This window comes from Thermodiscus maritimus (assembly GCF_055382595.1).
The window spans coordinates 989,364-1,015,871 of the sequence record NZ_AP042434.1 but is presented as its reverse complement, the minus strand read 5'-3'; the positions used below and the strand labels follow the sequence as shown (position 1 = coordinate 1,015,871).

Genomic DNA, 26,508 nt, shown 5'->3' with positions numbered 1-26,508 from the left:
TATGAACTCCATTATCTAATCTCCACGGTAAATGCGGGAATGGGTGCTGGAGTAAGGCGATCGATAGGCCTGCCTCCGGCAAGATGGTGGATGCGTTATGAAGAGGCTCGACCCGGTCTTCAAGAACAGCTGCCCCAACTGTGGGGGAGACATAGCTGCAGAGAGGCTCGAGAAGGGTCTCCCATGCGCCAAATGCTTGCCAGAGCCAGTAGCCGGCGGGGTAGTCGAGATAGCCGAGGCCCTGGCCCGGAATGGGAGGCTGAAGGCTTATCTCTGGCTCTATGATCTATGGGATAGATTCAACGACTTCAAGGTGTTCTTTGAGTCGAGGATCGGGTCGAGCCTCTGGAGCGCGCAGGCCAGTTGGGCTAAGAGACTCCTATCCCTGGAGAGCCTAGCGATCATAGCCCCAACGGGTGTGGGGAAGACAACCCTCCTCCAGGCTTATGCAGCCTACAGGATTAATAGAGATGGGTGGAGGGTCCTCTACCTAGTCCCTACACAGAACCTGGCGCGGCAGGTGTCCTCTAGGATCGAGGCTCTGGTAGGGGATAAGCTGGCATACTATTATGGCAGCATGCCGAGGAAGAAGAGGGAGGAGATGCTGGAGAAGATAGCAGGAGGGGACTACGGTATCCTAGTGGCTACTACGAGCTTCCTACAGAGGCGGTTTGACCTCTTAAAGAACAGTGGATCCTTCAACCTAGTGCTGGTTGATGATGTTGATAGCCTCCTAAGAAGCAGTAAGAATGTTGACAGAGTACTATTACTACTCGGCTTCAGCGAGGAAACGATCTCTACCGCGGAGCAGCTGGTGAAGACCAAGCTCAAACTATACGCCGCGCTGGCAGCGGGGGCCGAGAAGAAGGTCGAGGAGTTGAGGAAGAGGGTCGCAGAGCTAGAGGCGTGGCTGAGGAGTAGCGTGAGGGGTGATGAGGGTCAGCTAGTCATAGCCTCAGCAACGGGGAGGCCTCGTGGAGTGAAGCACCTCCTCTTCAAAGAGCTATTGGGCTTCGAGGTGGGAGGCGGGACAGACTACATGAGGAATGTCCTAGACGCCTACAAGGTAACCGGGGAACCCCTGGAGGATGCTGTTAGCCTCGTTAAAAGGCTGGGGGCGGGAGGAGTAGTATTCGTCTCCCAAACCCTAGGGAAAGCCTATGCGAAGCTCCTCTATGAGAGGTTCCGGGAGGCTGGCGTTGAGGCCGCCCTTGCCCTGGCAGGGTCGAGGAGGAGCATCGAAAAGCTCGCCTCCGGCAAGGTGAGCGTCCTCGTTGGAGTGGCGAGCAGGTATGGAGTTATAGTTAGGGGCCTGGATTTGCCGGAGAAGGTCAAGTACGCTGTATTCGTGGGGGTCCCGGCAAGAATTCAAGCCTTCGAGGACTCAGTAGCCAACCCTAGGAGGCTCATAGCACTCCTGTACCATCTAGCCGACATGGGTATGGAGTGGCCTGGAGAATACATAGAGTCCATCAGGAAGCTGCTGGACAAGCTCCCCGACACAATGCTGGTCTCCGCCGCCTACAAGGGGAGGATCAAGCCCGAGGGGGTGCTAGAAGAGCTGGTCAATACCATGAGGGAGGCTGCAGAGAGGGCGGCGGGAGAGTATAGGTCCCTCATCCCCCCAGGAGGCACACTGAGGGTTGGAGGAACAGTCCTGGAGAATAGGGGAGGGACCCTCTACGTGATCATCCCAGACGCCCCAACATACCTGCAGGCCAGCGGGAGGACCAGCAGGCTGTTAAAGGGGGCCATGACCTACGGGCTGAGCATAATATTAGAGAAAAGACTCCACCTGGTCGAGGCATTATGGGAGAGGCTCTCCTGGTACACGAGTAGCAAGCCTGTAGAGCTCGACCGCGTGGACTTGGAGGAGGAGATGGCGAGGGTAGAGGAGAGCAGGAAGGGCGGGGGCAAGAAGGTATCGGTGAAGTCAGTGCTCCTAGTGGTAGAGTCGCCCACTAAGGCCAAGACGATAGCATGGTTCTGGGGCAGGCCCAGTAGGAGGAGGAGGGGGCGCCTAACAATATACGAGACGAGCGCAAGCGACCCAGAGACGGGCACAGTATACCTGCTAACAATAACGGCGACCAGGGGACACCTCTACGACTTATCCATAGACGGGGAGGGCACTCACGGAGTCATAGTCGAGGGAGCCAGGATCACGCCAGTATATGCGCCTGTGAAGAGGTGCCTGGACTGCGGCTACCAGTACGCGGGATCATCAGCCTGCCCCAGGTGCGGCTCTACGAACGTACTCGACGCCTCAAGGGTGGTGAGCCTCCTCAGGAAGCTGGCTACAGAGGTAGACGAGGTAGTGATAGCCTCAGACCCAGACAGGGAGGGAGAGAAGATCGCCTGGGACGTATACCTCGCACTGAAACCCTACAACCCCAACATTAAGAGGGGGAGATTCCACGAGGTCACGAGGGATGCGATACTCAAAGCCCTCAGGGAGGCGGGGGGAATAGAGGAGAAGCTGGTCAACGCGCAGATCGTGAGGAGAGTAGAGGACAGGTGGATAGGCTTCCACCTCAGCAGCCACCTCTGGAGCATCTACGGGAAGCACTGGCTGGGAGCTGGGAGAGTCCAGACCCCTGTACTCGGATGGATAATCGACAGGTACGAGAAGTACAAGGAGGAGGCAGGATATAGGGTTAGGGCGAGGATAGAGGGGGGAATCGTATACTTCTTCACAAAGAACCCCGAGGAGGCGAGGAAGGCTAAGAGTGAAGAGTGGCTCATAGTGGAGAGCGCAAAGTATTGGAGGGAGGAGCACAACCCCCCTCCACCATTCACAACCGACACCCTACTATACGAGGCCTCTAAGAGATACGGCTACAGTGCGAGGCTGGTTATGAAGCTCGCCCAAGACCTCTTCGAGAGCGGCCTAATCACATACCATAGAACAGACTCCACGAGGGTCTCCGCTGCAGGGATAGCGATTGCCCAGAAATACCTGGAGTCGAAGGGGCTGGATAAGTACTTCAAGCCGAGGAGCTGGGGTGAGGGGGGAGCACATGAGGCGATAAGGCCTACGAGGCCAATAGATGCTGAGGAGCTTGAGAGGAGAGTATATGACGGCTCCCTGAAAGTCCCCATAAAGCTCACGAGAGCACACGTGAAGCTGTACGACCTCATCTTCCGCAGGTTCATCGCGAGCCAGATGACCCCATCAACAGCCATAGTGGGAGAGATCCTGGTGAGGCTGGGGGAGCTAACCGAGAAGATCGAGGCAGTCGTGGGATACGAGGGCGAGGGATACCATCTAGTATACAAGCCCAGGGTGAAGGCGTGGGCGGCGGGGCTCAAGCCCGGCCTCAGGATACCCGTGTTACAGGTTGAAGCGTTCAGGTCGAGTAGGATCACACTCTACAAGAGCGGTGACGTGATCAGGCTGATGAAGGAGAGGGGGCTGGGGAGGCCAAGCACATACGCCAAGATACTCGAGGCCAACAGAAGGCACGGGTACGTGATCGAGAGCAAGAGGCTCGGCTACCTCATACCCACAAAGACTGGTATCACAGTGTATAAGTACCTCTCAGAGAACTTCGCCGACCTCGTCTCAGAAGAGACTAGCAGGAGGCTGGAGGAGGAGCTCTCACTGGTAGAGGCTGGGAAGAGGGACCCTGTAGGGGTGCTGGAAGAAGTCCACGAGCTGGTGTCGAGCCTACTCGAGAAAGCCGGCACGGTAGGAGCCGGAGTGCAGGCCTAACCATCCAGCACCCACGTACCATGAGATTTAACTCTCCCACTCCTCCCGCCTAGCAGGGGTATATCGTGGCCATACAGGTAGGGGACCTAAGAGAGTACCTCGAATGGCTCGACGCTCAAGGACTCTTAGCTAGGGTGGATGAGCCGCTCTCACCGATACTGGAGATCCCGCACCTGTTGAGGAGGGTTATGTACGCTAAGGGACCCGCAGTGCTCTTCGAGAATGTTAAAGGCTATCCTGGCTGGAGAGTCGCCGGCAACGTGTTCCCCAGCATCGAGGCCTTCACAAGAGTCCTAGGGGTTGAGAAGCTCGAGGACGTTGGAATGCGGCTGACCGAGTCCCTGGCAAGCGTCCCCCCGGTGGGGTTGAGGGAGAAGATCCGCCGCCTCCGAGAGGTTAAAGAGCTGGCAACGTATCTGCCGAGGCGCGTGAGGAGGGCAGGCTTTAAGGAGAATGTTGTGGAAGAGGCTCCCCTAGACAGTATCCCAGCTTTCAAGACTTGGCCTCTAGACGGGGGGAGATACATAACTCTAGGCCTCGTGGTAACTAGGGACCCCGCGGCGGGTATAACCAACATGGGAGTCTACAGGGTGATGATCAAGGACTCGAGGAGGGCTGTTGTCCACTGGCAGATCCATAAGAGGGGGGCGCGAGCCTATAGGGAGGCGGTTGAGAAGGGAGACGGTCTACCGGTAGCGGTCGTGATAGGCTCGGACCCGGCGACCATGTTTACAGGTGTAGCCCCCGTCCCATACCCGCTGGACAAGCTCCTCTTCGCCGGCATATTGAGGGGCAGGGGGCTGGAGGTGGCTGAACTCGATAATGGGCTCCTGGTGCCCGCGAATGCCGAGATAGTGTTGGAGGGGAGGGTTAAACCCGTCCTGGATGAGGAGGGGCCCTTCGGAGACCACTGGGGCTTCTACGATAAGCCCCGGGAGAAGTATCCGGTTCTGGAGGTTGATAGGGTATACTATAGGAGGGACCCTGTCTATGTTGGAACAGTTGTTGGACTGCCGCCTCTCGAGGATGCTGTGATCGGGAAGGCTGTTGAAAGAATATTCCTCCCCATAATGAGTGCTGTCTTCCCAGAGATTGTTGATGTAAGCTTCCCCGTATACGGGGTCTTCCAGGGCCTCATGATCGTCTCGATAAAGAAGAGGTACCCGGGCCATGGGAAGAAGGTGATGATGGGCCTCTGGGGTGTGGGTCAGACCAGCCTCACTAAGATGATAATAGTAGTAGACCACTTCATCAACCCCCACGACTTTAACCAGGTCATATGGGCGGTGACCTCATTCGCCGATCCGGGGAGGGACGTGGTTGTCCTGGAGAATACTCACACGGACTCCCTAGACCCGGCCTCTAGAGAGCACGGAGTTGGCGGGAAGCTGGGGATAGACGCGACCGTAAAAATGGAGGAGGAGGCGGGAAGAGAGCCCCCGTTAATAGTCTCCCCGGACCCTGAGGTTGAGAATAGGATAGCAGGGGTCATGGAGAAGCTGGGCTTGAGGGGCGAGGATCCGTGGGAGAAGGTGGTGAAAGGATACCTCGATACGATCCAGGCATGGTCAAGGGTGAGGGGAAGCTACACGCCCTCTCAAGACTGATAAGAGTAGAACACACGCTCTTCAGCCTTCCATACGCCTACCTTGGAGCCTTAATGGCGACACCGAAGATCACGCTGAGAGAGGCCGTCTTGATCTTCCTAGCAGTACTAGGCCTCCGAACCGCTGGGATGGCCTACAATAACATCGTTGACCTCCCCATTGACAAGCTCAACCCCCGCAGCGCTAAGAGGCCCCTCGTAACTGGAGCCCTAACCCTTAGAGACGCATGGCTCACTGTCCTGGCGGGATCACTACTATACTATGCCTCGGCCGCCCTCCTCAACTGGTACGCTCTAGTACTAAGCCCAATACTCTGGATAGTCGCGTTAACATACCCATACGCTAAGCGGATCCACCCGCTCCCCCACCTCCACCTCGGCTTCACCCTAGGACTAGTAGTATTCGGGGGCGCAGTAGCCGCTATTGGAGACGAGGCCGGTAGCATGCTAGCCCTACTGGAGAGGATACCGTGGGAGATGGTGTTCGCCGTAACCTTCTGGGTGGCGGGCTTCGACATACTCTATAGTATAATGGACTACGACTTCGACGTGGAACACGGCCTAGGCAGTGTACCCGCATGGCTTGGCGTGAAGCGGGCGATCTGGGCGGCGTTAGGCTTCCACATCACGTTCCTAGCCCTCCTATACTATGTGATCATAAAGTATTACATGGGAGCCATAGCATTTGCAGCATTCACTCTCACAACTGTGCTTATCGCCATCCAGTACTATATAGTGGCGAGGAGGGGCCTTGAAGGGATCCCCACCGCCTTCAACCTCAACCTCGCTATAGGACTTATAGTGGGTATAGGGTACTCTCTAGACATCCTCCTATGCTAGAAGGAGGGCTTGTACTCAAGCTCCACGTACAGGTACGACTCCCTCCTCCCGCGAACCTTCCTATTATCTATCTCCCACGCCACTATATGGATGGAGTCCCCCAACCTCTCCCTGATGCCGGCTACTACGTCGGCAAGCTTGCACACGTCGCGGCCATAAGCTATCAAACCTATCCTATCCATACCCCGGTTGAAGTCCACTATTATCTGGAGGACGTACTCCATCACATTGCCTCGGCGTCCGACTGTTATCTTGGGGACTCCCCTGCTCTTCACTTGAACCACCCATGTGTCCGGCAGTGGAGAGTATTACCATAGGAGTAAATAACAGTCTAGCCTACCATCCTTATGACACACTCTCCCTGATCCTTTCATGGAGTCTACTGAAGAAAACCGTGCTCCTCCCATAATAATTCACGGCCGCTATACTCGAGTACCTATTCTCCTCCAAGTTCACGTTGATGAGGGACCCTCCCCTCCTAACAGTAATGAGCGGTAGGCTCCCAGCAGGCTCGACGACGCCACTAGTACCCACCACTATTACGAGATCAGCCCTAGAAAACTCCCTATAGGCAGCCTCAAGCGCCCCCCTGGGGAGGGGCTCGCCGAACCAGACCACGTCGGGCCTCGCCAGTCCACCACATCTTGAGCACTTCAATGGCAGTTCATCGTCGCGTGGCTTCCTCTCAATACTCCACTTGTACCCGCACACAGTGCACCTAGCCCTAAGAATAGACCCGTGCAGCTCGATAACGTTCCTGGATCCGGCTCTCTGATGGAGGCCGTCCACGTTCTGCGTGACTACAGTCTTCAATAAGCCCATCTCCTCGAGAGACGCGAGGACCCTGTGGGATATGGTTGGTTCGGCATTGAGTACGAGGCCTATCCGCCAAGCGTACCACTTCCAAACCCTAACAGGGTCCCTTGCGAACGCCTCGGGAGTGGCGAGCTCTTCAGGCCGGTACTTCTTCCATAATCCATCTGGGCCCCTAAATGTCGGGATCCCAGCCTCGGCCGAGATACCGGAGCCGGTGAAGGCCACAGCGTATTTTGATTTCTTGAGGAGCCTCCAGGCCTTATCCACGGCCTCCTCCAGGCTAGCCAAGGCTTACTCACCAGAGCCTGCTGGACGCCTCAGATTCCGGCGCACTCCCTATGATTATCGGTGACGAGGTTGGTCTTCATCGAAATCACCTCTAACCCGGGCAGTGAGAGTATTTCCTTAGGAGTAAATAACAGTCGGGCCTTGGAAGATGATATTATCTTATTTATCCGAGATCCCAGGGATAATAAGATGATTCTTGGGATTCATATATATCCTTCTTTTTCTGAAGGCATTTATATCAATCACTATCTTGATGTATTTTGTAGGGAGACAGTAGTGGTCTCTCATCTATAATTAAAGCCTTTAAGGTGTATTGTATGGGGAGTGTAGATTATTCTAGGAGAATATATGAGATTCTCCGCTTGAGGACTTTCCCTGTCGGGGTTAAGTTATTAGAAGTGGATCCAGATGAGAGTGAAATCCCCGGCTTTCGTCCTCTAAGGGATTTTAGGAGGAGGATGACATTCTGTCAGGCTGCCGCGCTCGCCAGGTATTATGGGATGCCTATTCTTCTAGGTATTGATGATCTATCATGTCCTGGTGCTATGGTTGTTTTCGGGCTAGTAGAGGCGCCCGAGTACTTCCTCGATGGTAGCATTAGCGCGGGTCTCTACGCGCCAGACAAGGAGACCGGTAAGAAAATAGACCATAAGATACCCATGCTTCCTCCGGGAAAGTTTAGAGGATTTGCGTTATACCCGGCGATCAAAGAAGTCGAGGAGCCAGACGTGGTCCTCGTCTACCTGACACCGGGTCAGCTGACGAAACTGGCAGCAGCCATCTCCTATTCTACTGGAGAGCCTCTAGTAATCGAGAGTATTGGAAAAGCTGGTAGTTGCGGTGGGGTTGCAAAGGCTTATTCTACCGGAAGGCCTGTAGGGATACTCCCTGGGCTAGGAGACAGGACTCTTGCATGGACAATGGAGGACGAAATGGCGGCGGCAATCCCAGCCAGCATCCTAGGAGATATTGCGTCTGCCTTAGAAAAACAGCAAGAGCAAGGGGTACTCACATACCCGCCGAGACCCTTCCTATTCTATGAATTCAAATTCAAGAATATACCCGTTATCGGCGTCCACTATGACAGGTTCCTCAAAGAAGTCAAGGCTATGAGGGAGGATGAGGGGAAGGTTGAGTAACCTCACGCTCGATGAATTCATAAAACGCGTCAAGGATAGGGCTTCAGAGGTCCTCCTCCAGACATGGAACTGCGCCTACAGCCCCCTAACAGCCCTCTACGAGTATCTAGGACTAGAGCTGACCGATGAGACGCTAGGAGCAGCAATAGGCTTCGCGGGAGGGATTAGTGGCAACGGATACATCTGCGGAGGTCTCTGGGCGGCGGTTCACGCTGTCGGAGCGTATGCTAGGAAAAGGCAGAAGCAAGAAGGGCGTATTGTTGAGGCTGGCGGGGGAATGAGTTTCATAGAGGCTAATAACGAGATACACGAGCTCGCCTCGCGAATCTATAGGGAGTTCGTCGCGCTGTGGGGTAGCCCCAACTGCAGAGACCTCAACCCCGGCTTCAATTTGACGAGTCCAGACCAGCAGAGGAAGTGCAGGGCTATTGTTAGGAAAAGTACTGAGATAGCTGTCAGGGTTCTCGCTGAGAAGTACGGCGCCGGGGCTCTTCTAGGAGAGTCTAATCGCAAGGGGTGAATAGTGTGGTTGTGGAGAAAGAGTACGATGTAATCGTAGTGGGTACAGGCATGGGTGGCGCCGCAGCCGCTATGACGGCTGCGGCTAGGGGGTACAGTGTAGCGATCATAGAAGGGGGAAAGATTGGTGGAACATGCGTGAACAGTGGTTGCGTGCCTACGAAATACCTCCTAAGGCTCTCAGAGATGCATAGAGACCTTTTAAAACTTACAGGTAAAGGAGTGTTTAAGGGCTCTATAGAAGCAGACCTGAAGCGCATTATGTCTGAGAAGGACTCGATAACCTGGCAGGTGATAACTTGGTACAAGGACGTTGTCTTCCCAAGCTATGGCATAGAACTGGTAGAGGGTTACGCTCACCTGATCGATACCAGGAGGGTCAAGGTTGACGGTTACGGCAATTTGAGGGCGAGGCTAGGAATAGTTCTTGCCACCGGGAGCCGGGAGGTCGTGCCAGATATTCCAGGCCTGGCTGAAGAGGCCTCTAGAGGGTGTGCTATTACTAGCAATGAGGCATTGAGCCTAGAGGAGACACCCGGTCACCTGCTGGTTATCGGGGGCGGGCCCATAGGAGTGGAGCTATCCACGGTGTGGGAGGGTTTCGGCAGCAAGGTCACTATCGTTGAGATGAAGGAGCGTCTACTCCCCAGCATGGATCCTGATGTTAGTAAAGCCATGGAGAACATACTACGTGAGAATGGCATAGAAATCCATACTAGCACGACGGTTCTAAAGGTAGACCCAGGAAAATGCGAGGCTAAGCTATCTAACGGTAAAAGTGTTGAGGCGGATCGCATCCTCATCGCAGTAGGGAGGAAGCCAAACACGCAGGGATTAGGGGTAGAGAGAATTGGTATAGAGCTAGGTGAGAGAGGAGAGATCATAGTCGACGACCGTATGCAGACCAGCCAGCCCCGGATATATGCTGTAGGCGACGTTACAGGAGAGCCAATGATAGCAGGGAAAGCCAAGTTACAAGGTATAGTTGCTGGGGAAAACGTTACTGGCGGCAATCGTAGGTTAAAGCTAGACCTCGTCCCTCAAACAGTTTTCAGCGATCCCGAAGCGGCTGGCGTCGGCGTATCGGCTCAGAAGGGTGACCCCGGCTATATAGTTAAGAGGTTCCCTGTCGGAGTGAACTACAGGTCCATAGTCAATGAGAGGCTTAGGGGTATAGCTAAGATCGTGGCAGATAAAAATACGGCGAGAATTGTAGGGTTCCACATGGTCGGCCTGTATGCTAGTGAGGTTGTTAATACTGCTGTATTAGCAATACGGAGCGGATTACCATTAGAAGAGGCGGCAGAAATCCTCTTCACACACCCTGTTATGAGCGAGGTGTTCCTAGACGCCGCCCACCTAGCGATGGGATATAATGTATACCTCCCCAGGAGGTAGTCGATTATTGACAGGGCGAGCTCCATTCGACCTAGAAAACCCTTTATGGGTTAAGAACTACGATCTAGGTGTCCCTCCTAAGGTGAAGGTTCCCGATATAATGCTCCACGAAATGCTAATAGAGACTGTAAGGAAGCACAGGGATAAACCCGCTGTCACTTTCTATGGTGAGACTCTATCATACCGGGATCTTTTAGAGCATACTAAAAGAATAGCCGATGGCCTAAGGAAAGAGGGTATCGGTTATGAAAACTGTGTAGGTATAATCCTAGCGAACACAGTCCAATTCATAACAGTCAGCTATGCGGCCATGATGATTGGTGCGAGAGCCTGCCTCCTAAACCCATTATGGAGCGTGTTTCAAGCCGAGGAGGCACTCAAATTCATAGACGCCGACATCGTCTTTGTCCAGGACATCTTCCTAGATAGGCTAGGAGGCTTATTGGATAAATGGAATGTGATAGTTGCATCAATCGATGACTATGGTGGTCTCCATTGGAAGCTTAAGGTGGGAATAGGAAGACTCACCGGAAAGCTAGCGAGGATACCACGCCAGGCTAAACGGTATGACAGGTTGCTAAAGAGCGGCGGATCCGAACTCCGTATAACTAAGGGAGGCGATCCCGACGATAAGGTGGCAGCCCTCCTATTCACGGGGGGTACTACTGGGAAGCCTAAGGCGGTGATGCTCACACATAAGAACATAATCTCCAATATACTCTATCAAAAACTCTGGTTCCATCGAGAAGAAGGAAGAGACAGGGTTCTAGGACTTCTACCGTTCTTCCACGCCTATGGTTTCGGAAGCATACTGGGTTTAACCCTAATGCTGGGGGCCCACCTAATATTACAGGTGAGATACGATCCTAGAGAGCTTCTAGATCTCGTTAAAAAGTATAGGATAACGCTCCTACCTCTAGCCCCCCCAATTTACACTAATCTCTTAAAAGTATTCTCTCAAGAGACTCTAGGACAGATAAAGGGGATACCAGAGATCTGCTTCAGCGGAGCAGCGCCCCTCCCAGTCGAAGTAATGAAGAAATGGGAAGAGATAACTAAGTGCCCCATAGTGGAAGGCTATGGCTTAACGGAGACCAGTCCCGTCGTTGCAGCTAATCCAATTAGGGGAAAGAAGAAACCGGGAAGCATAGGACTACCAATGCCTAATACCCTGGTTGCGATAGCGGATCCCATTGAGCCCAGGCTAGTCGACGGTGTAGGAGAACTAGTAGTCTCTGGGTTCCAGGTTATGAAGGGATATTATAGGGTGGAGGAAGAGAATGAAAGAGCGTTCTTCCAATGCTGCGGTCGTAAATGGCTTAGGACAGGTGATATAGGATACATGGATGATGAGGGGTACTTCTTCATAATAGATAGAAAGAAAGACGTGATAAAATACAAGGGGCACAGCGTATTCCCTAGAACAGTGGAAGAAGTACTCTACAAGCACCCTTGCGTAGCGGAAGTAGCAGTCATAGGAGTTCCAGATCCAGACGTGGGAGAGAATATCAAAGCCTTCATAGTCCTCCGGGACGAATGCAAGGACAAAGTAAGCGAAGATGAGATTAGATCCTGGACGAAGGAGAGGCTGGGCCCACTCGAGTACCCACGACTCATAGAGTTCAGAGAAGAATTACCAAAAAGCAGGACTGGAAAAATCCTTAGGAGAGTATTACGAGAAGAAGAGTTAAAGAAACAAGGCTTAAGCCCATAATAATATTTTATATAAATAAAGTATACAGTCAACCATATAACCAACTACTACTGATAAGGAACACGTTAGTTATAATGTAAGAATGGAGGCCGAGGAGCGGCTATAGATAATAGAGAGGAAGGTAATAATCAATAAATAATTCAGTTATAATTTAATTTCTGGTTTTCCTAGCATCTATTAGGCGCCTCAGCTTCCGGCGCACTCCCCATAGAGGGTTCGGTGACGAGGTTGGTCTTCATCGGCGCCCTTCCTGGTAGCCGAGTAGGAAGTTTGAGGGCTGGGCTAATATGTTAGCTCGGGGTCTTCTACGTCGTACTCTCCTTTCCCTGGGGGTTCTGGGGCTTCTGGTCCCTCGGGGCATCCTTTTCCATGCCTTATCGGCTTCTCTATGCTGCTTAACAGGACTACCCTGCTGGCCTTGACTTCTCCCAGGACCTTGTAGCCTGTTAGCTCTGCTAGCTTCCATGCGTAGGAGCGTACCTCCTCGTGGCTAGCCATGTTGCTCTTGCTGAGCCTCTCCCTGCTCGCTCCAACCCACATGTAGGATTTTACCTCCACGTAGGTTGGCATAGCCATCTTTACTAGTTTTGCGAAGCCCTTGAGAGCCTCCTGGCTGTCGTTGAAGTTCTTGACTAGTGTTATCCTGAGCACTGTGGGGCTGGAGAAGCTTGGCAGCAGGCTGAGCGTCTCCAGGGTGAGGTCCCAGGCTCTCGGTACTAGGGGTCTGTTGAAGTAGTTGTAGCTCCTCCTATCCCAGGCCTCCATGCTAACGTAGAGCTGGCTTGGCTCCTCGTTTAGGTTGCCCAGGACATCTGGCCTCACGCCTCGTGTTACGAGGAATGTGGTCATCCCCCTCCTGTGGATCTCTCTTATGAGGTCTTCCAGCATCTCGTAGAGTGTGGGTTCACCGGTTAGGCTCATTGTGACGTGCACAGGGTTCATCGCCTCCTCGATACGCTTCGGGTCAGCCTTCGGGTGGCCCTTGTAGCCGCTTATGATCCTCCTATGCTCCCTTATGATCCCGTCAACTATCTCCTTCGGGTCGTCGGTGAAGGGCATCTTTGTCTCATCCACGTCTATCCCTACATCCTGGGGCCTTATCCTCCAGCAGTGGAGGCAGGCGTTCCAGCACCAGAAGGCTACGGGGCTCATCTGTATGTCCCTGTGGCTCTCGATCCCGTAGAATTTACACTTGTAGCAGAACCTGTTCTCAACTATCCCCGTATGGGTCCAGTAGCACTTCTTCACAACAGTGTGTCTTCCCACGAAGTGGTACTTCTGCTTCGCCATGATTTCTGCTAGGGGCTTGTAGGGGTCTGGAACCCTTGCTATAGCATCCCTAAGCCTAAGATTGGACATGCCCCGGTACCCCTCTCACAAGAGTATGGATTTGGAAGGGAGGCCTATTAACGCTCGAATATAGTTCCTCCGACATCCGCTTTCTGGGGTTTGTAGAGGCCTTTCTCCACTAGATAGTTATAGGTGCTATAAGCGGCTACCGCGCCCATCGCAGCGGCTGTGACCACCTGCCTGAAACCAGGCCACTGGCTAGTGCAGTCGCCGGCAGCGAATACTCCCTCAATGTTTGTCCTCATCCACTCGTCAACCTTTATGTAGCCTGCCTCGTCAGTCTCTAGCCCCAGCTTGTGGAACCATTCCTTTGGAGGCTCGAACCCTATCTCTATGAATATACCGTCGACCTTGATCTCCCTCGTCTCGCCTGTCTTCTTGTTCTTCACTACAACGGACTCGACCTTATCCTTCCCTTTAATCTCCGTGACTACACTGTCGAGCACGAACTCTATGTTGGGCTTAGACTTCGCCACCTCTACGAAGAAAGGCTTCGCCCGGAACTCGGTCCTCCTATGGACGAGGTATACCTTCTTAACATATCCACTTAGGAGTATGGCGCCTTCGAAGGCCGCGTCGCCGCCTCCAACAACAACCACCGAGTCCTTCCCAGCGTAGAATGGAGCATCGCACACGCTACAGTAGCTTACTCCCTTGCCTGCGAACTCCCTCTCTCCAGGGACCCCTAGCTTCCTCCTCACCGACCCGACAGCCATTATTATAGCCTTAGCGTAGACGTCGAGGCCCCTCTTACCCTTAACCCTAAACCTGCCATCGGGTAGCCTCTCCCACCCCGTTACTTCCTCGGGATAGTATATGGTTGCCTTAAACATCTCCGCGTGGCGCTTAAACTTGTTAACTAGGTCCGAGGCTCTAATCCTGCCTAGGCCGGGATAATCGTCTACCGAATCGGTTAGGTTCAGCTGCCCCCCGATCTCCTTCGCAACCACTAGTGACTTGAGGAGGAACCTCTGCGCGTATATAGCGGCGCTGAGGCCTGCCGGCCCCCCGCCGACTATGACGACATCGTACTCTTCTCCCCTGGGGATCTTCTTAGTCGCCCTCAGCCTCAGTGACATCGTTTAACACCGCTACATAAGAGTCGGGAGTAGAGGGTTTTAGCCTATAGTTTAAACGATAAGTTGGGCTATGATATCATGCTGGCTTGGTAGGTGGCATACCTTTTAGGGTATAGAGATATTATCTAGGACAGCGTCTTATATGAAGGGTTCTCACCTATAACACTGGAATTCAGCGTTCTAGCAGTCCTCTATAATACTCCCACCAGCACTTATTGGATAAAAGCTGACCATGGTTTAGAAGGAGGGTGCTGGTCCGATCTTAAAGGCTTCATCATCGCCTACTGGAGGCTAAGTGAGTACGGCCCTCTTCATCCCTACACCTCTCCCTCCTAGCACTTACGTATCCGGAGGCAATTAACCATAAGAGGCTCTCCGGGTCAACTAGCCCCACTCCTATATGCTCTCCCCTCTTTTCAAGCGATAAAGCCCCTATCCTCTTTAGCCTCTTTATGATATTACGTGCGGTCTTCCTACTCGTGCATAACTCTTTTGAAAGGATGTCTATTGCCTCTCCATACTCTCTGACGCCGTGTTTGTAGAGTATCATGTAGGCTGCCAGCTCCCTCTTTCTTGGCACGGGCATGCCGATACACCCCATGAGGGCTCATGGTATAGGTCGGTGCTCCTCATCCCCTTGAACGGTCAGGGTAGGGTAGCTTACTCATCGCCCCTGGCATGATCTGTAGAGGGAGGATAAATATTCGAGGAAGCCAACCACGCTCTTATCAGTGATGCTGGTACAGTAGGAGCCTTCCTCAGAAACCCCCACTACTGGTGATCCTCCCAGTTCAACTATTGGAATACAGCCTCTAACCGCTCCAGTAATGTGGAATGAGCCCTTCAACCCATTCAAGGCTAGCGCGACGGGATCATTATAGTCTATAGCGATGAGCCGACCCTCAACAGTATTCGCCTCACCATCCTGTACTGTAGGTTGACTGGCACCGCTGGCTGCGATCCTACACCCTTCAACCCATTCGGGGCTAGTCAGCTTGGGCCCCTCAATGCCAGATGCTGGCTCAACCAGTAGGGCTCCTATCGAAAGGCTTACCCGGAGAGAACGGAGACTCCTCCTAACAGTTACTATGCTAGGCTTAGTCACAAGTATAGAATCATAGCTTAACGCGATCTCTCTAGCCCTGCTGTAGCCGAGCCCGTCTATCACAGGCCGGTCAAGCACTATCCATCCAGCGTCTACTCGGGGCACCGCCTATCCCAAGAGATGCCTGCTGGGGAGGGAATCTATATGCTTCTCCTCAACTCAGAATCCTGCATTGGCCGATGAACGGGCGTGTAAGGACCGACTAGTATGGGGATGAGGAGTAACCAGGCTCATGAGGCCTCTATTCGGGCTCGGGAACATCCAGTAATAGTCTAGACTATTAATAATATATACATGTATATAATTAACATAATCATAGCAGTAGGTGAGGGGCGTTGTATATTGGCTAGACTCGTCTTAACGGAAGGAAAAGGGCCTCTGATATTTAGATTAGAGGATGGATCCACGATATCTATATGCACGTGTGGTCTTTCAAAGACGTTCCCGCTGTGCAGCGGTAAGCACATCATGATCCAGGACGAGGATTCCGAACAAGTCTATGTATATGGAGATGACTATAGGAGGCTTGGTGCAGTCAAACTTATAGTTACCGAGGATGGTAGAGAAATAAATCCTAAAAATATTAAGAAATTGGATTTTATTAGTGGCCAGGTTTAGGTCTTTAGGAATCTCGAAGTATAGGGGCTCTCCCCCGGAGCCCTACGCCTGAAGTGGCCACTGGGTTTACCAGTTAGTAACTCTTCGAACCAGGACTCGTGCTCGATCTCTTCGTGAAGTATTGCAAGGGCTATATCATATGTTCTAGGGTCCTTTCCATGGACATACTCTAGTATCTCCGTATATACGCCTACAGCGCATCTCTCAGCGTCAAGTAGTACCTTCAGGAGGTTTTCAACTGTGGGCTCATCGGGGAGTTTCGCGTTGGAGCACGCGGCTAGATTCGAGAACTCCCTTATGTCGTTGGGCAGCTGACCTCCCAGCTCATATATTCTTATAGCTAGCGCCTCGAAGTGGTTCCTATCCTCTATTCGTGCGTCTTCTATTATCTCCTTGATTGCTTCTCCTTCCAGCCCGGTGGCATTCATCCTTAGGATTGTATAGTAATAGTATGTCGTGAACTCTGCTGACGCCGCTCTTACAAGAAGGTCTAGGAGCCTATCAACGTCTACTCCCGCCCTCTTTATCAACTCTACGTTTCTTCTAGCCAAGGACTATCTCCTCTCTTCAACTCTATAAGTTTTTTTAACTAATTAAAACTGTGAGCATATATTTATTAATAATTCGTTCCTATTAGAATATTTTCTTTTTAGAAATGACTTCGAAGACAACGATTAATGGCTTCCACGGTTTACATCAAGATTTCGCTATGCATATGTATCTATAAATGGAAACTATTACTCCTGCGGAATGTGGAGGGTGATATTGATTGAAGCTCTTCGAGTACGAGGCTAAACAAATCCTATCTGGTAAGGGGGTTAAGATCCCGCGGAGCATCCTCATAGCTCCCGAGGATGATCCCATCGCTAAGATGAAGGAGGCCGGCCTTGAGCCCCCAGTAGTCGTTAAGGCCCAGGTGCTTGTTGCTGGCAGGGGGAAGGCTGGCGGTATAAAGATGGCTAAGACTGAGGAGGATGTGAAGAAGTATGTTCAGGAGCTGTTCAATAAGCCGATCAAGGGCATAGTGCCTAAGCTGTTACTAATCGAGGAGGCCATACCCCACGAGCAGGAGCTCTACGCTGCTATAGTTATGGATAGGAGTGAGAGGAAGCCGGTCATACTAGCCAGCAAGTATGGCGGGATGGACATCGAGGAGATATCTAGGGAGAAGCCAGAGAGCATTGTGAGGCAGCATGTAGATCCCTTCATTGGATTGAAGGGCTACCAGGCAAGGCTTATAGGCAAGAGGATTGGCTTGGCAGGCAAGGCTCTCTCCAGCTTCTCCAAGTTCCTAACCGCCCTCTACGAGGCTTTCATGGAGTACGATGCAGAGCTCGCCGAGTCCAACCCACTCGCCCTGGTAGGGGATGAGGTTATACCACTAGACGCTAGGATGATTGTAGACGACAACGCCCTATACAGGCACCCAGAGCTGGCAAAGGAGAGGCTGGAGGAGTCTGGAGAGTACACGGAGTGGGAGATAAAGGCTAGGAAGCAGGGGCTTGGATTCGTAGAGCTCGACGGCGACATCGGTATAATAGGGAACGGTGCAGGACTCACAATGACTACCATGGACTTAGTGTATGAGTTCGGCGGTAAGCCCGCGAACTTCCTCGACATCGGCGGCGGGGCGAGCGCCGAGCTTGTGAAGAAGGCTGTCTCGTTCCTCATAGAGTATCCTAAGGCGAAGAAGATCTTCATAAACATATTCGGAGGCATCACGAGAGGAGACGAGGTTGCTAAGGGTATAGTTAAGGCCCTCCAGGAGCTGGGCGATGTCTCGAAGCCGATAGTGATAAGGCTGGCCGGCACTAAGGCGGAGGAGGGTAAGAAGATCCTTGAGGAGGCCGGTATAACGGCGTTCACGGACCCGATTGAGGCCGTGAAGAAGGTTGTCTCGTTGTAGGAGGTGGTTGTGGATGGCAGTGTTATTGGATGAGAACTTGAGGGTAATCGTCCAGGGTATTACTGGAAGGGAGGGCTCCTTCCACACCAAGCTCATGCTCGACTATGGGACCAAGATAGTGGCTGGCGTGACGCCTGGGAAGGGAGGCCAGAGCGTCCACGGAGTCCCAGTATACGACACTATGGAAGAGGCTGTCGCAGAGCATCCAGAGGCTAACACTTCGATAATATTCGTCCCTGCCAGGTTCGCGGCAGATGCTGTATACGAGGCTGTTGATGCAGGAATGAAGCTAGTAGTAGTCATTACAGAGCACATCCCGGTTCATGAGACTCTCAAATTCGTAAACTACGCCAAGCAGAAGGGCACAGTGATCATAGGACCCAACTGCCCCGGAATTATAAGTCCAGGAAAAGCCAAGGTAGGCATAATGCCAGGAGAGACCTTCAAGCCCGGCCCTGTTGGCATAATCTCCAGGAGCGGGACCCTAACCTACGAGATAGGCTACGCGCTGAGCAGGGAGGGGATAGGCCAGAGTACAGTGATAGGGATCGGTGGAGACCCGATAATCGGTCTATCATTCACGGAGGCTATGGAGTACTTCGAGAAGGACCCCGAGACAAAGGCGCTAGTACTGGTAGGAGAGATAGGTGGAGACATGGAGGAGAGGGCCGCCAAGATGATAGAGGAGGGCAGGTTCACCAAGCCCGTAGTAGCATTCATCGCTGGGAGGACTGCTCCGCCAGGGAAGAGGATGGGCCATGCCGGCGCAATAATAATGATGGGCACCGGAACATATCAGGGCAAGGTGGAGGCGCTGCAGAAGGCCGGGGTGAAGGTTGCCAGAACGCCCTTCGAGATACCAAAGCTGATAAGGGAGGTCCTCTAGCCCCCCCCCCCCCCCCCCCATCCATCCTAGAACATACGCATTCTCCTCCTTCTTTTAGCCTGGTACTCCTCACTAGTACCGGCCATAACTATCTCGTATAGAACCGCCGATGTCTTCCCAGCCTTCGGCCTCAATAATCTACCTAGTCTCTGAACGAACTGCCGAGGCGAGCTTGTCCCCGATAGGAGCACGCCCACGTTAGCGTCGGGTATGTCGATCCCCTCATCCCCAACAGTCGTCACCACGAGGACGCCCGTCTTAGCCCTCTTGAATTCATCTAATACCATCGCTCTCCTCCTCTTATCAATATCGCCGTGTAATAGGAGGCCTCCTACTCTCCTAGCGAACTCCTCGGCTTGCGACTTTAGTTGTGTAAACACTATTATCTTGGAGCCCTTCATTAGCTCGCTTCTAACGATCTCCTCAGCCTTCTTCAACTTAGCCTCGCTATGCTGGACTATCCTTTGCATCCGCTTGTGGATTCTGAGAGCCTCTATGGCGTCCCTGTCGCCCTTTCTTGCAGCCTCTAGTATCTCGTTGAACGTCCTCCCCCTTGCTAGGGCATGATACTTCTTGCGTAATTGTTCATACTGCGACTTCTCCTTCGGTGTAAGGTCTACCTTTACAGTCCTTATAATGTAGGGGGCCAGGTACCCCTTCTTAGTTAATTCTCCTGGAGAGGTGTGGTAGACTATTCCTCCCAGGAGGGGGAAGAGGTCGACGTGCCTTCCATCCTCTCTCTCAACAGTGGCTGATAAGCCGAGCCTGTAGGGGCTCGCCATTCCAACAGCGATGGTCCTAAACTTGTTAGCCGGCAGATGGTGTGCTTCATCGTAGATTGTTAGGGGGAAGTATCTTGTGAAGAGCTTCACGTACCTGGAGGCGGTCTGGTAGGTAGTCACTGTTATCGGTGAAAGCCTCTTCTCGTCACCATAGTATCCTCCGACAAGGGCTCCCGCATCCGTGAACCTCCTTATCGACTCGATCCACTGGCGGACCTGCTCCTTCGTATACACTACAATGAGAGTCCTTACTCCCAGCTCCGCGATTCCAGCTATAGCTATAACAGTCTTCCCTGCCCCGGTGGGGAGTGCGACTATCCCCTTGTACCCGTTCTCCCTCCACTTCGCAAGGGCTTCCTCCTGGTAGGGGCGGAGTTCTCCCAGGAACTCTATCCTTCTGGGTAGAAGACCCTTACTCCCGAGGAGTCCCACCTCGTCTTCAACGATGAGCCCACGGGATTCGAGGGCTGAGACGACCTGGCTGTAGAGGTGGGGTGGAAAGCGGAATGCTCTCTCGTTCTTATCATAGGGGAGAGTGATGCCTTGCTCGGTGAGTATGTTCTTCAAGTACATCCTCGACTTTAACCGTAGCCAGCCGTCTTCGCCAAAGTAGATGTGTACTTTTCTAGACTCCATTATATTCTTTATGACTTCATCGACGTCCTCTCCTTCAACTCCCTCGATGCTCCTCAGTATCGCCGCAACGTCCTCGGGGCTTAGCTCGTTCTCCCTTATTCTATCCGGGTCGAGCTCGAACACGGAGTATCCGTCTCCCCTACCAGTATACCTGGCTATTCTTGTAAGCATCCTGAAGTCCTCTTCTGGTATCCAGCCCTTAACCCTGAACCGTATCCTAGGTATCCTCATCTGAGCCATGCACACCTCAACGCACTCTATTCAACAGGCCTGTAGGCTATAATGTTGAAGTGGGTGGTGATACCTATTTTTTCTAACAGGGCTTCAGGCTTCACTGGAGGGTTAAAGTCGGCTACAAGCTCGACGCAGTCTCTACCCCCCTCCCTCTTAAGGATTACTTTTTGGACTTCGGGCTCGTCGGATACATTCAGACCTTTTGAGGAGAGGTCACCGCATAAGTCTACGTGGAGCTCAACCGGCCTTATACAGTCATCGCCCACTAGAGCCCTAGCGTATATCGCGTAGTCTCCACCGTTGGCGAGCAGGATGTCTACGATATTGTACTCGCGCCTGGATAAGGTTACCCAGAGCTCTCTAAGGGCCTCGGCATCTAGCCTCAAGTAGTCGATGTCCTCCAGGCAGGGGCCGGCTCCTTGCGTGGGTTCTAGATCATCGCCTGCACGGGCTCTCATCTTAAAACCCTCTTCACCGCCGGCCAATCCTTCTTCACCCATACTGCTTGAGTCCGTGCTGGATTATAGGGTCGGAGAGGTCACCACTCTGCATCGCCCCACTTCCCGGGGGGCTTAAGTACTCGGCAAATTCCTCATCCCTGTAGCGTAGGCTATACTGGAAGTTAAAATGGCTAGGTTAACCACGGATAAAACTGGTGCTTAAGATATGTCGTCAGGTATAAGGATAAGCAAGAGCGAGTACAAGGCTACAGCGCAGAGGATGAAGGCGATCCAGGAGCAGCAGAAGAGGATCGTTCAGAAGATGACTAAGATAAAGTACAAGATAGCAATAATGAGCAACAAGGGAGGCGTAGGTAAGAGCCTGGTAACCGCGAGCCTCGCAGCCGCTCTCGCCCTATCTGGGAGGAGAGTCGGTGTTCTAGACGCAGACGTGCACGGTCCGAGCATACACAAGCTCTTTGGTCTCCCCACAGGTTTGGGGATGCCCGCTAAGCCAGATGGTACAATCATGCCCGTGGAAGTACCCCCTGGTGTCAAGATCGCGAGCCTAGGCCTACTACTACCCGAGGATGAGACTCCACTGATATGGAGGGGTCCAATAAAGACTAGCGCCCTCCGCGAGCTCCTAGCCTATACTGATTGGGGCGACATCGACTACCTTCTAATAGATCTCCCCCCAGGCACGGGAGATGAGCAGCTGACTATAGCTCAGCTGATCCCGAAGCTAACCGGTGTCGTACTCGTTACAATACCCAGCGAGCTCTCGAAGGCCATAGTTCTTAAGGGTCTAGCCTTCGCTAAGAGGCTGAACGTGCCAGTTCTTGGGATTATAGAGAACATGTCCTATTTCAAATGCCCCGATGGATCAATCCACTACATCTTCGGTAAGGGTGCTGCGGAGGAGATTGCCAAGAAATACAATATTCCCTTCCTAGGCTCCATACCCATAGATCCGAGGATAAGGGAGGCAAACGATAAGGGTAAGGTGTTCTTCGTAGAGTACCCCGACGCTGAGGCCAGTAAGACTTTCATGAAGATCGCTGAGAAGGTAATAGAGATAGTGGAGGGGATAAAGGCCTCTCAGAGTAGTGGTGGACAAGAGGATACCGCATAATTATTAAATTAACAAATATAATTTAATATGAGATTTTAAAATAGAGGTTTAGATTAGGCCGAGCTTGGATGCGAGCTCTGAGGCACTGTGCTCTTTACTCAGCTTCACATAAGCCTTCTTCTCGCCCTTAGGAGTCACCAGCGTGCGGACCCTCTCAACCTTTACGCCATAGAGTACTTCCACCGCCCTCTTTATGTCTGGCTTGGTAGAGTCCTTCCTCACTATCAGTGTGATCGTGTTCTCCTCCTCGAGGAGCCTGGAGGCCTTCTCGCTCATATGGATCCTAATTATAACCTCTTCCGGCTTCATGGCAGATCCACCCTAAACCTAGCCTTCAACTGGTCTAATGCGCCTGTTGTAGTTACGGTTAGCCTGCCCGGCACGCCCCCGGGAGCTAGATGGAGGACGCTTACATTCCATGGCTCGGCGACACTGACGCCTGGGAATCCCTTGACCGCCCTCGCGAAGGGAGACTCGTGGTCCTCTACTATGAATAGTATGCTGACTGGCTGCTTGTACCTCCTACCCCTCATCTTACCCTTACCAGCTCTCCACCTCCTACCCGTCTTAGCCCTCAGGATGTCATCGTATACGCCTAGCTTCTCCAATAGGCTTCTAGCCTCGCTCGCCTTCTTTACAGCCTCGAGAACACTACTGTCCAGTACTACCGGGAGGTATTCTGCTGTGAACCTGTGCCCGCGCTCCCTTACAAGCTCCGGTATCGATGTCGCTGCTAGAGCGCTCATTGTTGCTAGCCTCTTCTCCCTCTTATTGATCTCCTCGTGGATCTTCTTCTCAACCCTGGGAGGGTGAGCCAGCCGGCCCCCACGAGTCATGTTTACCAGGGCTGCCCTCATGCTCCCTCTAATCCTCGGGACCCTCGATACTCCATGGTTTACTCCAATGCTACGGGCGCTCGTCCTCTTACCAGCCATGGGGTCCCTTCCCTTAGGCTGCAACCTCGCCGTGAACTCGCTGTAGAACGCTCTCCTTATCAGGTCCTTCCTAACGGGCACCCTGAACACGTCTGGTAGCACTACTTGGCCAGCATCCTCCCCGTTGGGGCCGTAGACTGGGACGGAGACCGGGTCTCTAAGATACAGGAATAGCGCCGAGTACACTCCTACCACCCCTAATTACCCTGCTTAGACTGGAGGCTCACATACACTATCTGTGGCTCCTTAACGCCCATCTTAAGGTACCATGTCGGAGGCCTCACCGGGTACCTCATAACAATCGGCCTCTTGGGAGTACCAGGAAGGCTACCCGCGATTAGAGCGTATGGAGCCCTAACCAAGCCGTAGTGTAGGAAGCCGCCTGCGGGGGTGATCTCCAATCCGTTCTCTCCATACGCCAGCACCCTCTTATTGTACTCGGTCCTCCTATGGAAACCTGTCTGGCCCGCTGCCGGTATCTCCCACCACGTGCCCCTGCCGTGGCTCCTTGCACCCGTCCTCCTGCTGCCCTTCCTGTGCTTATGCCATCTCGGAAGCTCCTTGACGCCCCACCTCTTAACTGGGCCTTGGAAGCCTTTGCCTCTCGTCACAGCTATCACGTCGATGAGCTGGCCGACTGAGAATACCTCGTTGAACGGGATCGTCTTTCCCAGTTTGGACGTTGCGTACTCGAATATGGCCTTGAGATCGCTGGTGCCCCCTATCTTAACTTCTAGCAGGTCGGGCTTCTTCTTGCTTAGCCCTCCAACCATCTTTGGCTGGGTGGCGACGATTACCCTTATCTCCCTAAGCTTTTCTATCTTCTCCTCGAGCTCCTTGAGCTTGCTCTCCTTGAACTCGCCTAGAGTGGGGATTTTGCGCCACAGTTCAAGCTCGCTCGGAGGGTTTACCCACGCCTCCCCTGCAGTGTAGAGTCCTCTGTTGGGGTCGTAGGCGTATCCCCTCACAGCTATAACGTGTACTGGTGGAACCTCTACCACAGTTGCTGGAACGAAGATCTCCTGGCCGAAGGTCGGGCTACCCTGCCTATCGTCTACTATGTAGACGTGCGTCATACCGGCCTTGTAGCCTATGAACCCAAGTGGGACAGGCTTGCCCAGGTCTACCTCGGGCCACGTCTTGACACGTGGCACTAGCCTGGCCGCCCTCTTCCTAGGCGAGTAGCCTAGGCTCCCCCTCCTCGGCGCGCTGTGTTTTCTGGCTCCCAACGCAAACACCCATCCGTGATCGTGCCGTCTCTACCCCTCTAGCCCAAGTTATCCTACGGGTTTTAAAGTATCTTCATCCATTCATAAGCGTTGAGGAGTGAGAGAGTAGCCGCTACGGCCTCCTCGGTCCTCACGGTCCTCGTACCCTGGACTGGTATAGTGTTTATTATGATATCGTAGAGGCTGGGGTCCGCGTCTATTCTAACATCGCCTCGGGGCCCGCTGAATACTAGGAGCACCCTGTCCTTAGAGGTTATGGCTTCGAGTAGCTGGCTCCGAAGGCATTCCCCCTTCCTACTGGTCCCGACTATAAAGAAACCCCTCCTACGGAGCCTCGCAAGGAGGCGGGGGAGGCTTTCCTCAGCCTTAACCTTATAGCCGAGGTAGATCCTAGTATCCCTCGCATCCCTGAGGAGGAGCTTCCCAGGGTCAATTATCTCGACAACAATCCTATCACCCACCCTATAATCGCCTCTCGGCAGCCTCCCGACCCCATACCTGCCCAGGTAAACGTTGCACCACTCCTTAGTGCACGACTCCACGACACCCTCCATCACCAGTCCCTTCACAGGCTTCTCAGGCAGATCGTGTCCTGGGAGGCGTAGTGGCGGGATGAGGCCCACCGCTCTCAGCTCGCGGCGTAGTGGAATGAGCTTCCTCCTAAGGTGTGGTGGGGTCGCAGCGTATTCAAGGAGCAGTTTCATGGTCTTATGGTCTCGGAGGCTGGAATGCCTATCCCTGTATACTATGATAGAGTCGACCCGGTATATTGAGGCGAGCCTGGCGATAGCCCCCGCCTTTATTGTTTTGAGTTCAAGGGTTTCTTCAACGCTCAGGATGCTGGAGGCTATAGCGAGATACAGGGTCCTATCACGCTTCGGAGGCGGCCAAGGATTACACTCCAAGACAGGCTACCCTTCCAGTCGAATCTAGGGCTGGTAAAGAATATGGGTCGCTCCAGCTATTTTTTCTTCTTAAACCCCTTCTTAGTGGGCTGCTTCTCCTCCTCCTTCTTGCCCTTCTCCATGAATAGGGTCGTTCTCTGCCTTCCTCCCATACCGGTTCACCACTCCAACCACAAGCTCCCTCGGGAATAAATAGTGTTAACCATAGTACCCTAGAAATGGTGGTCTGAGTGGCGTTCCTGTACTCGTCCCCCCTCAACGACCCGGGCATGGCGCTCAGGAGGCTCCTTAAGGAGAACGATATCATAGTCGCCCCGGGAGTATTCAATCCAGCGGTAGCCCTCCTTGCTGAGAGGATGGGCTTTCAAGCAGTATACCTCTCCGGGGCAGCTCTCACCGGGAGCCTTGCTATGCCAAACCTAGGAATCATAACCCTCACGGAGCTCTCAATGTTCACATCCTACATATCAAGAGTCATATCAATACCCGTAATAGTAGACGCCGACACAGGCTTTGGTGAAGTGATAAACGTTCAGAGGACCGTGAGAGAATTGGAAGCCGCAGGTGCCGCAGCGATACAGATAGAAGACCAGGTCCTCCCTAAGAAGTGTGGGCACCTGTCTGGCAAGAAGCTTATCCCCCCGGAGGAGATGGTGAAGAAGATTATAGCCGCTGTGGAGGCTAGGAAGAAGAACACCGTGATTATCGCGAGGACCGATGCCCGCGCAGTCGAGGGCTTAGAGGCCGCCGTGGAGAGGGCTAAGCTATACGTTGAGGCTGGAGCCGACGTGATATTCCCGGAAGCCCTCCGCAGCCTCGAAGAGTTCAAGGCGTTCGCTAAGGCCCTTCCAGGAGTCCCGCTGCTAGCTAATATGACAGAGTTCGGGAAGACCCCCTACTTGACGGTGGACCAGTTCAGGGAGGCAGGATATAAGATCGTCATATTCCCAGTCACCACATTCAGGTATGCTATGGGGGCTGTCAGGGAGGCGCTAGAGGTTCTGAAGAGGGAGGGGACGCAGAAGAGCCTGCTAGACAGGATGATGACGCGGTGGGAGTTCTACGAGCTCATAGGTTACAAGACGTACGAGGAGAGGGACTCCAAGATAGCAGAGAGGGCTGAAGAACTGGTAAGGAGGTTTAGAAGCGTAGACGTCTCCGATGAGAGTGTTGAGTAGAGCCGGACACCTCCCTCCACCATTTATTACACGCTCCCCATTACCTCCGGGGTAG

At 53.1% G+C, this 26,508-nt stretch carries 25 protein-coding genes; 12 read left to right on the top strand and 13 right to left on the bottom strand.

Annotated elements, in window-relative coordinates; genetic code table 11:
* The first annotated feature begins 97 nt into the window (after positions 1 to 97).
* The 3 genes from rgy (at position 98) to ACZ47H_RS05510 (ending at position 6,161) form a co-directional block, all read left to right on the top strand.
* Positions 98 to 3,715 (top strand): reverse gyrase, encoded by a 3,618-nt coding sequence (gene rgy, locus ACZ47H_RS05520; protein WP_464932696.1) that lies wholly within the window; start codon positions 98 to 100, stop codon positions 3,713 to 3,715.
* 65 nt (positions 3,716 to 3,780) lie between these two features.
* Entirely contained in the window at positions 3,781 to 5,322 is a 1,542-nt protein-coding gene (locus tag ACZ47H_RS05515; protein WP_464932695.1) for a UbiD family decarboxylase, read from the top strand.
* Positions 5,238 to 6,161, top strand: coding sequence for a UbiA-like polyprenyltransferase (locus ACZ47H_RS05510; protein WP_464932694.1), 924 nt, complete (start codon positions 5,238 to 5,240; stop codon positions 6,159 to 6,161). Before ACZ47H_RS05515 ends, ACZ47H_RS05510 begins: the two co-directional genes overlap by 85 nt.
* Here the strand turns inward: ACZ47H_RS05510 and ACZ47H_RS05505 are convergent.
* Both ACZ47H_RS05505 and ACZ47H_RS05500 read right to left on the bottom strand, forming a co-directional pair.
* Positions 6,158 to 6,436: an AlbA family DNA/RNA-binding protein gene (locus tag ACZ47H_RS05505; protein WP_464932693.1), complete on the bottom strand. Its 279-nt coding sequence runs from the start codon at positions 6,434 to 6,436 to the stop codon at positions 6,158 to 6,160. The genes ACZ47H_RS05510 and ACZ47H_RS05505 overlap by 4 nt on opposite strands.
* Positions 6,437 to 6,506: 70 nt before the next feature.
* Complete coding sequence (locus ACZ47H_RS05500) at positions 6,507 to 7,265, bottom strand: NAD-dependent protein deacylase (RefSeq protein WP_464932692.1); 759 nt, start codon at positions 7,263 to 7,265, stop codon at positions 6,507 to 6,509.
* Between the two features lie 317 nt (positions 7,266 to 7,582).
* Here ACZ47H_RS05500 and ACZ47H_RS05495 point away from each other — a divergent pair, with 317 nt between their 5' ends.
* From ACZ47H_RS05495 to ACZ47H_RS05480, 4 genes are read left to right on the top strand one after another with little or no spacing between them, the layout of a single operon-like run.
* Positions 7,583 to 8,404, top strand: a complete 822-nt coding sequence (locus ACZ47H_RS05495; RefSeq protein ID WP_464932691.1) for a DUF169 domain-containing protein — start codon at positions 7,583 to 7,585, stop codon at positions 8,402 to 8,404.
* Positions 8,397 to 8,924 carry a C-GCAxxG-C-C family (seleno)protein gene (locus ACZ47H_RS05490; protein ID WP_464932690.1) on the top strand — a complete coding sequence of 176 codons (528 nt, stop codon included), beginning with the start codon at positions 8,397 to 8,399 and terminating at the stop codon, positions 8,922 to 8,924. The genes ACZ47H_RS05495 and ACZ47H_RS05490 overlap by 8 nt, the downstream gene beginning before the upstream one ends.
* Before the next feature lie 5 nt (positions 8,925 to 8,929).
* Positions 8,930 to 10,321, top strand: coding sequence for a dihydrolipoyl dehydrogenase family protein (locus ACZ47H_RS05485; RefSeq protein WP_464932689.1), 1,392 nt, complete (start codon positions 8,930 to 8,932; stop codon positions 10,319 to 10,321).
* Positions 10,322 to 10,328: 7 nt separating this feature from the next.
* Positions 10,329 to 12,035 (top strand): AMP-binding protein, encoded by a 1,707-nt coding sequence (locus tag ACZ47H_RS05480; RefSeq protein WP_464932688.1) that lies wholly within the window; start codon positions 10,329 to 10,331, stop codon positions 12,033 to 12,035.
* Between the two features lie 282 nt (positions 12,036 to 12,317).
* Here the strand turns inward: ACZ47H_RS05480 and twy1 are convergent, their stop codons facing one another.
* From twy1 to ACZ47H_RS05460, 4 genes are all read right to left on the bottom strand, one after another.
* Positions 12,318 to 13,394 carry a 4-demethylwyosine synthase TYW1 gene (gene twy1, locus ACZ47H_RS05475; protein ID WP_464932687.1) on the bottom strand — a complete coding sequence of 359 codons (1,077 nt, stop codon included), beginning with the start codon at positions 13,392 to 13,394 and terminating at the stop codon, positions 12,318 to 12,320.
* Between the two features lie 47 nt (positions 13,395 to 13,441).
* Positions 13,442 to 14,464, bottom strand: a complete 1,023-nt coding sequence (gene trxB, locus ACZ47H_RS05470) for a thioredoxin-disulfide reductase (protein ID WP_464932686.1) — start codon at positions 14,462 to 14,464, stop codon at positions 13,442 to 13,444.
* A 274-nt stretch (positions 14,465 to 14,738) separates the two neighbouring features.
* Positions 14,739 to 15,050, bottom strand: a complete 312-nt coding sequence (locus tag ACZ47H_RS05465; protein WP_464932685.1) for a hypothetical protein — start codon at positions 15,048 to 15,050, stop codon at positions 14,739 to 14,741.
* 78 nt (positions 15,051 to 15,128) lie between these two features.
* Positions 15,129 to 15,674 (bottom strand): hypothetical protein, encoded by a 546-nt coding sequence (locus tag ACZ47H_RS05460; RefSeq protein ID WP_464932684.1) that lies wholly within the window; start codon positions 15,672 to 15,674, stop codon positions 15,129 to 15,131.
* 237 nt (positions 15,675 to 15,911) lie between these two features.
* Between ACZ47H_RS05460 and ACZ47H_RS05455 the strand changes: the two genes are divergently transcribed.
* Positions 15,912 to 16,187, top strand: coding sequence for a CDGSH iron-sulfur domain-containing protein (locus tag ACZ47H_RS05455; RefSeq protein ID WP_464932683.1), 276 nt, complete (start codon positions 15,912 to 15,914; stop codon positions 16,185 to 16,187).
* Here ACZ47H_RS05455 and dps read toward each other — a convergent pair.
* Positions 16,184 to 16,738: a DNA protection during starvation protein gene (gene dps, locus ACZ47H_RS05450; RefSeq protein WP_464932682.1), complete on the bottom strand. Its 555-nt coding sequence runs from the start codon at positions 16,736 to 16,738 to the stop codon at positions 16,184 to 16,186. The genes ACZ47H_RS05455 and dps overlap by 4 nt on opposite strands.
* 218 nt (positions 16,739 to 16,956) lie before the next feature.
* On the opposite strand from dps, the gene sucC reads away from it, so the two are divergent.
* Together sucC and sucD are read left to right on the top strand one after the other, a co-directional pair.
* Positions 16,957 to 18,093, top strand: a complete 1,137-nt coding sequence (gene sucC, locus ACZ47H_RS05445; RefSeq protein ID WP_464932681.1) for an ADP-forming succinate--CoA ligase subunit beta — start codon at positions 16,957 to 16,959, stop codon at positions 18,091 to 18,093.
* A 13-nt stretch (positions 18,094 to 18,106) separates the two neighbouring features.
* Positions 18,107 to 18,979 carry a succinate--CoA ligase subunit alpha gene (sucD, locus tag ACZ47H_RS05440; protein WP_464932680.1) on the top strand — a complete coding sequence of 291 codons (873 nt, stop codon included), beginning with the start codon at positions 18,107 to 18,109 and terminating at the stop codon, positions 18,977 to 18,979.
* 26 nt (positions 18,980 to 19,005) lie between these two features.
* Here the strand turns inward: sucD and ACZ47H_RS05435 are convergent, their stop codons facing one another.
* Entirely contained in the window at positions 19,006 to 20,628 is a 1,623-nt protein-coding gene (locus ACZ47H_RS05435; protein ID WP_464932679.1) for a DEAD/DEAH box helicase, read from the bottom strand.
* A gap of 26 nt (positions 20,629 to 20,654) precedes the next feature.
* Entirely contained in the window at positions 20,655 to 21,116 is a 462-nt protein-coding gene (locus ACZ47H_RS05430; RefSeq protein ID WP_464932678.1) for a hypothetical protein, read from the bottom strand.
* A 181-nt stretch (positions 21,117 to 21,297) separates the two neighbouring features.
* On the opposite strand from ACZ47H_RS05430, the gene ACZ47H_RS05425 reads away from it, so the two are divergent.
* Entirely contained in the window at positions 21,298 to 22,206 is a 909-nt protein-coding gene (locus tag ACZ47H_RS05425; RefSeq protein WP_464932677.1) for an Mrp/NBP35 family ATP-binding protein, read from the top strand.
* A 48-nt stretch (positions 22,207 to 22,254) separates the two neighbouring features.
* On the opposite strand, the gene ACZ47H_RS05420 is transcribed toward ACZ47H_RS05425, so the two are convergent.
* The 4 genes from ACZ47H_RS05420 to ACZ47H_RS05405 form a co-directional block, all read right to left on the bottom strand.
* Positions 22,255 to 22,515, bottom strand: coding sequence for a 50S ribosomal protein L23 (locus ACZ47H_RS05420; RefSeq protein ID WP_464932676.1), 261 nt, complete (start codon positions 22,513 to 22,515; stop codon positions 22,255 to 22,257).
* A complete protein-coding gene (rpl4p, locus tag ACZ47H_RS05415) occupies positions 22,512 to 23,336 on the bottom strand; it encodes a 50S ribosomal protein L4 (RefSeq protein WP_464932675.1) in 825 nt (274 codons plus the stop codon). Before rpl4p ends, ACZ47H_RS05420 begins: the two co-directional genes overlap by 4 nt.
* A gap of 2 nt (positions 23,337 to 23,338) precedes the next feature.
* Entirely contained in the window at positions 23,339 to 24,370 is a 1,032-nt protein-coding gene (locus ACZ47H_RS05410; protein ID WP_464932674.1) for a 50S ribosomal protein L3, read from the bottom strand.
* Between the two features lie 62 nt (positions 24,371 to 24,432).
* Entirely contained in the window at positions 24,433 to 25,275 is an 843-nt protein-coding gene (locus ACZ47H_RS05405; protein ID WP_464932673.1) for a putative RNA uridine N3 methyltransferase, read from the bottom strand.
* A 269-nt stretch (positions 25,276 to 25,544) separates the two neighbouring features.
* Between ACZ47H_RS05405 and prpB the strand changes: the two genes are divergently transcribed.
* On the top strand, positions 25,545 to 26,453 hold the full coding sequence (gene prpB, locus ACZ47H_RS05400) for a methylisocitrate lyase (RefSeq protein WP_464933955.1): 909 nt from the start codon (positions 25,545 to 25,547) through the stop codon (positions 26,451 to 26,453).
* Positions 26,454 to 26,508: the final 55 nt, after the last annotated feature.

Coding starts and splice junctions, on each gene's coding strand:
- rgy (WP_464932696.1), top strand. CDS start 98: ATGAAGAGGCTCGACCCGGTCTTCAAGAACAGCTGCCCCAACTGTGGG.
- ACZ47H_RS05495 (WP_464932691.1), top strand. CDS start 7,583: ATGGGGAGTGTAGATTATTCTAGGAGAATATATGAGATTCTCCGCTTG.
- twy1 (WP_464932687.1), bottom strand. CDS start 13,394: ATGTCCAATCTTAGGCTTAGGGATGCTATAGCAAGGGTTCCAGACCCC.
- trxB (WP_464932686.1), bottom strand. CDS start 14,464: ATGTCACTGAGGCTGAGGGCGACTAAGAAGATCCCCAGGGGAGAAGAG.
- ACZ47H_RS05465 (WP_464932685.1), bottom strand. CDS start 15,050: ATGCCCGTGCCAAGAAAGAGGGAGCTGGCAGCCTACATGATACTCTAC.
- sucD (WP_464932680.1), top strand. CDS start 18,107: ATGGCAGTGTTATTGGATGAGAACTTGAGGGTAATCGTCCAGGGTATT.
- ACZ47H_RS05435 (WP_464932679.1), bottom strand. CDS start 20,628: ATGAGGATACCTAGGATACGGTTCAGGGTTAAGGGCTGGATACCAGAA.
- ACZ47H_RS05425 (WP_464932677.1), top strand. CDS start 21,298: ATGTCGTCAGGTATAAGGATAAGCAAGAGCGAGTACAAGGCTACAGCG.
- ACZ47H_RS05420 (WP_464932676.1), bottom strand. CDS start 22,515: ATGAAGCCGGAAGAGGTTATAATTAGGATCCATATGAGCGAGAAGGCC.
- prpB (WP_464933955.1), top strand. CDS start 25,545: ATGGCGCTCAGGAGGCTCCTTAAGGAGAACGATATCATAGTCGCCCCG.